This window comes from Protofrankia sp. CiT1, assembly GCF_917627335.1.
Taxonomy (GTDB): domain Bacteria; phylum Actinomycetota; class Actinomycetes; order Frankiales; family Frankiaceae; genus Protofrankia.
The window spans coordinates 32,082-36,076 of the sequence record NZ_CAKJTP010000040.1; the positions used below are offsets into that span (position 1 = coordinate 32,082).

General features: G+C 69.6%; 3 protein-coding genes. 1 reads left to right on the forward strand and 2 read right to left on the reverse strand.

The window, feature by feature from the left end; genetic code table 11:
• Window positions 1-1,269, reverse strand: a complete 1,269-nt coding sequence (locus tag MJ785_RS09435; protein ID WP_370652906.1) for a cytochrome P450 — start codon at window positions 1,267-1,269, stop codon at window positions 1-3.
• A 282-nt stretch (window positions 1,270-1,551) separates the two neighbouring features.
• Here MJ785_RS09435 and MJ785_RS09440 point away from each other — a divergent pair, with 282 nt between their 5' ends.
• Window positions 1,552-3,033 (forward strand): MFS transporter, encoded by a 1,482-nt coding sequence (locus MJ785_RS09440; protein ID WP_239380474.1) that lies wholly within the window; start codon window positions 1,552-1,554, stop codon window positions 3,031-3,033.
• A 40-nt stretch (window positions 3,034-3,073) separates the two neighbouring features.
• Here the strand turns inward: MJ785_RS09440 and MJ785_RS09445 are convergent, their stop codons facing one another.
• Window positions 3,074-3,895, reverse strand: a complete 822-nt coding sequence (locus MJ785_RS09445; RefSeq protein WP_239380476.1) for a glycosyltransferase — start codon at window positions 3,893-3,895, stop codon at window positions 3,074-3,076.
• Between the last annotated feature and the right edge of the window lie 100 nt (window positions 3,896-3,995).

A 3,995-nucleotide genomic window follows, 5' to 3' on the forward strand; every position in this document is an offset into this window, starting at 1 on the left:
TCAGACGGCCGCGGTCAGGCGCACGGGAAGTTCCGACATGCCACGGACCACGAGGTTCGGGCGGTAGGGGGGTGGATCGGCGAGCAGTGTGATCGCGGACACCCGCCGGGCGATGGCACGCAGCGCGACCTCCACTTCGAGCCGTACCAACGACGCACCGATGCAGTAGTGCAGCCCCAGCCCGAAGGCCAGATGGCGGTTCACCCGCGCCCGCTGGGCGTATCGGGTCAGATCCAGGCGGTCGGGGTCGGTGAAGGCGTCCGGGTCCCGGTTCGCGGAGCCGAGCATCAGGATGAGGCTGTCCCCGGGAGCGAACGTGTGCCCGGAAAGGGTGATCTCCTGGCGTGCTGTGCGGGTCGTCAGCTGCGCGGGAGCGTCATAACGCAGCATCTCGTCCACTGCCGGCAGCGCGAGGCCCGGCCTCTGGCGCAGGAGCTCGAACTGGTCGGGATGGCGGATCAGCGCGAGTATCCCGTTACTGATGAGGTTGACCGTGGTCTCGTGCCCGGCGACGACCAGCACGAGCAGGGTGCCGAGCATTTCCGCGGCTGTCAGGCGGTCGTCCTCGTCCTCGGCCTCGACCTGCGCAAGTGCGCTGATGAGGTCCTGGCGGGGCCGGGCCCGGCGGTCCGCGACCAGCGCGCCGAAGAAATCCAGGAACTCCCCCACGGCGGCCGTCCGGTTCGCGAGCTCGTCCGGGGACATCAGGGCGTCGGGATCGAGCCCGCGGGCAATACCGGCCGACATCCGGCGGATGGCGGCGTGCTCGCTCGCGGGCACGCCGAGCAGCTCGCACACCATCGTCAACGGCAACGGGTAGGCCAGCGCCTCGACCAGGTCCACCTCGCCGTCGGCCAACGCCCGCTCGAGCAGGCTCGCCACGACCTGCTCGGCGTGCCCGCGCATCCCCTCGATCCGGCGGGGGGTGAACGCCTTGCTCACCAGCCCCCGCAGCCGCGTGTGGTCCGGGGGCTCCATCCAGAGGAAGGAGCCCGGCAGCTCCACGTCACTGTCCGGGTGGAGCAGCTCGGACTCCTCGGCGTGGCTCCAGGCCGGATTCTGCAGTATCGCGTCGCATTCGGCATAGCCGGGAACGAGCGACGGGCCGAGCGGCCCCGGGACAAACGGACCGGCCGCCCGCAGAATGTCATAGCTTCGGTAGGGGTCGTGCCGCCAGCCGGGGCTAAAAGCGTCAATAACAGCGTGCTGAACCCCGGTGATGTCTTCCACCGCGGTTGTGGCGGTGCGCCCAGTGCCGGCGAGGTCCACGTGCAGCTCCGTTCGGTGCGAAGAACCGGCGGTGTAGTCAGCCGAAAGCGGTACTCGCGAAGGACACGCGCTATGCTGGCTCCCGCAAGCGCCGATGGTCAAGATTCGTGTCCTGGTCGCTATCGCTTGATTGGCTGTGGCACCGCGGTTGCCCAAACAGCCGTCGCCCGTTCAAACGCCCGTTGTCCAGTGGCCGGCTGTCCAGTGGCCGGCCGCGTCGATGTGCTGGAGAATAGGGCTACGGATACCAACCTTCGCTACGCTTCGCCGGCCGGACGCTGGGTGTTGCTCGCCACCGTGCTCGGGTCGAGCATCGCCGCGCTCGACGCCACCGTCGTCAACATCGCCCTTCCCCGGATCGGCGCCGACCTCGGGACCGGCCTGTCGGGGCTACAGTGGACGGTCAACGCCTACACGCTCACCCTCGCCGGCTTCCTGCTGCTCGGCGGTTCGCTCGGCGACAGCTACGGCCGCCGCAGGGTGTTCCTCATCGGCGTGCTGTGGTTCGCCGCCGCCTCCATGCTGTGCGCGGTCGCACCCACAGCCGGCCTGTTGATCGCGGCCCGGGCGCTGCAGGGGGTCGGCGGCGCCCTGCTGGCCCCTGGCAGCCTCGCGATCATCGAGGCGAGCTTTCGTCCCGAGGACCGCTCGGCGGCCATCGGCGCCTGGTCAGGCCTGGGTGGCGTCGCCATCGCGATCGGCCCCTTCCTCGGGGGCTGGCTGGTCCAGGCGGTCTCCTGGCGGCTGATCTTTCTGATCAATCTGCCCCTCGGCGCCGTCGTGGTCTGGGTGGCGCTGCGCCATGTGCCGGAAACCCGCAATCCCCGTCCAGCCACCGGGCTCGATCTGCCCGGGGCGGCCCTGGCCGCGCTGGGCCTGGCCGGCGTGATCTATGCGCTCACCGAGGGCAGCAGCCTGGGCTGGGGATCGCTGACCGTGCTCGTCACCGGTGTCGGCGGGGTGGCGGCCCTGGTGGCGATGGTCGTGGTGGAAAGGCGCAGCCCCCATCCGATGCTGCCGCTGGAGATCTTCTCCTCCCGCCAGTTCAGCGCCGCCAATCTGGTGACGTTCGTCGTCTACGCCGCGCTGGGAGGCTCGATCTTCCTGCTTCCGGTCGTCCTGCAGAACGCCGTCGGGTTCTCTCCGATCGAGGCCGGCGCGGCCCTGCTCCCGGTCACGATCCTGATGCTCACCCTGTCGGCCAGGGCCGGGCGCCTGGCCCAACGCATCGGGCCCCGCCTGCCCATGACCGTCGGCCCCATCGTCGCCGGTACCGGCCTGGCGCTGCTCACCCGGGTCGACGTCACCAGCACGTACATCGGCACGGTACTGCCGGCGATGGCCGTGTTCGGGCTGGGGCTGTCGCTGACGGTGGCACCGCTGACATCCACGGTCCTCGCCGCCGCCAGCGACGCACACGCGGGGGTGGCTTCCGCGGTCAACAACGACGTCTCCCGCGCGGCCGGTCTCGTTGCCGTGGCCGCGCTGCCCGTCGTCGCGGGCATCTCGACAAGCGCCTACCACAACCCCGACAAGCTGGTAGCCGGCTTCCACACCGCCATGTCGATCACAGCGGGGATGTGCGTGACCGGCGGCCTGCTCGCCTTCCTCACGATCCGCCGGCCGGCCCCCACGCGGGCGCCCGCCGTCGCCGTCCACCGCTGTCCGCTGGAGGCCGCGCCGTTGTGCGGCCCGGACGAATCGCAGCCGCCCGCGCTCAGTCTCGCCACGGCCGGGACGGATCCGCCGTCGGCTGGACGATGAACACCGACCCGACCGGCCGCGCCGTCACCGGGGTATCCGCTCACGTGCTATCAGCAAGGCGGCGCCACGTATCAATGAGCCTGGTGGCCTGCAACTCGGGGGAGAACTCGGACCTGATCCGACAGCGCAGAGCCGACGCGCGGAGTGCGGCCTCCTCAGGTGACCGGATCACATTTCTGATCGCGTCGGCCACGGCCTCGGGATCGATCGGCGGTACAAGCCATCCACACGTGTGGTCGACGAGCGCGGTCTCACCGAGTCCCGCGGTCTCACCGAGTCCCGCGGTCTCACCGAACACTCCGTCGAACGAGGCTCGGACGATGCTGTGGGGAACCTCCGACATGCTCACGCCACGGTCATTCAGTTGCCGGAAGGCAGCCGCCGAGACGGCGAACAGATGGTCCAGCCGCCTGATCCGCCGTTCGAGAGCGCCCGGCTTCCGCTCCAGCATGAAGTCGGCTGCGTGTGCGGTAGCCGTGGCCGGCTTGCCGAGGTCGTCGGCGGTCAGAACGGCAACCGCCGTGGGGAGATTCACGAAATGAGCGTGAACGACGTCTGGATCGAATGTTGCGATGTCCCTGAGCAGCGACACGGCGGACGCTCCGGCGAGAAAAGCCCGCGCCCCGTATGACGGGCCGAGTCCGAACGCATGGGTGAACACCTTCAGCGGACGACGGACCAACGCGCACGACACGAGAGCGGCCTGCGCAAGGCGGGAACCGCCGTCGCCCTTACGGATGGCAAAGAGCTCAACCTCGACGCCGGCCGCGCGGACCGCGTGGACCTCCGCCGAGATGAAGGTCTCGCTGTAACCAGGCGCTCCGAGAAGGATGTACGCCACGCGCAGCCGCTCGTTGCTCACGGGTTGGTGACAGTATCACCCAGCTAGCGCTCCAGATCATCCAGCTGCGCTCCAGATCATCCAGCTAGCGCTCCAGCGAGCACCGAGCCGAGCGGTGAGG